At 67.6% G+C, this 1187-nt stretch carries 1 protein-coding gene; it reads left to right on the top strand.

Features of this window, described 5'->3' with window-relative positions; all coding sequences use genetic code 11:
• Positions 1-189 precede the first annotated feature (189 nt).
• Complete coding sequence (locus CJ179_RS50445; protein ID WP_095866537.1) at positions 190-1182, top strand: DNA ligase; 993 nt, start codon at positions 190-192, stop codon at positions 1180-1182.
• Positions 1183-1187: the final 5 nt, after the last annotated feature.

Raw genomic sequence — 1187 nt, 5'->3', positions numbered from 1 at the left:
GCGGCCGCGCTCGGCCCGGCCAGTTTTCTCCTCGGGGCCCTGGTGGGAGCCGTGATCGCCGGTACCGTGATGCGAGTAGGCACACGTGAGCTGGGGTCGTGGACAGCGCACCTCACCGACACCGCGATGGCCCGTCTGGACGAACGCCTGCCCTGATCCACCGCGGTCCCTCCAGACCGGGAGCGTCCGATGAGCGGAGCTGGGAATCGGCTGATCGCGCCGATGCTGGCCACACCGGGTGAACCACCGGTGGAAATGGACGGCTGGGCGGCCGAAATGAAGTACGACGGCTTCCGCCTATTAGCTGGGGTCGGTGGCGGCGCGCATCCGGTGCTGTGGACCCGCAACCTCAACGTTGTCACTTCCTCCTACCCGGAGGTGACCGAGGCGCTGACCGAGGCATTCGGTGGTCACGGGCGCATCGTCTTCGACGGTGAAATCGTCGCCCTCACGCAAGGCCGGCCTTCGTTCGCACGCCTGCAGAAGCGGGCGAACACCCTGCGCCCGACCACCGCCCTGCGCCGGCAGGTACCGGTCACGTACCTGCCGTTCGACGTGCTCCGGCTCGACGGGGACGACCTGATGGGTGCCCCGTACCTCGATCGCCGCGCCGCCCTCACCGACCTCGGCCACCAACTCCAGGGCGCCGGCCTCCCCATCCAAATCCCACCACATTGGGAAGGCATCGACGGTGCGGTCATGCTCGAAGCGGTTCGCGGTTCGGGTATGGAAGGTGCTGTGTTCAAACGTGTTTCGTCGCTGTACCTACCCGGTCAGCGTACCCGGGCGTGGCGGAAGGTGTTGATCCGTACGCGGGTGAGCTGCGTGGTGCTCGGGTGGATTCCTGCCGGCGGGATGCAGCGCAACATCGTTGGCGCCCTCGTGCTCGGCGCCTACGACGACCAGGGCGCACTCCGGTATGTAGGGCACGTCGGGACGGGCTTCACTCAGGCTGGGCGCCGGCAGCTCGGTGAGCAACTGGCCGCCCTCGAACGTCCCACCAGCCCGATCGTCGCCGAGTCCGCGGCCGCGGAACAGCACGGTGTAGTGCGGTGGGTCCACCCGATTGTGGTGGTCGACATAGATATCCGCGAATACGGGCCCGGAGGGCTCCGGCACCCCTCGTACAAGGGGCAACGACCCGATCTCGACCCGGAAGGGGTCTTCGTGCCCGAATCGTAGAAGAC

The organism is Rhodococcus sp. ACS1, from assembly GCF_002300155.1.
GTDB lineage: Bacteria > Actinomycetota > Actinomycetes > Mycobacteriales > Mycobacteriaceae > Rhodococcus_F > Rhodococcus_F koreensis.
The sequence above is the reverse complement of the archived record's forward strand: the minus strand, read 5'-3'. Positions and strand labels throughout refer to the sequence as shown.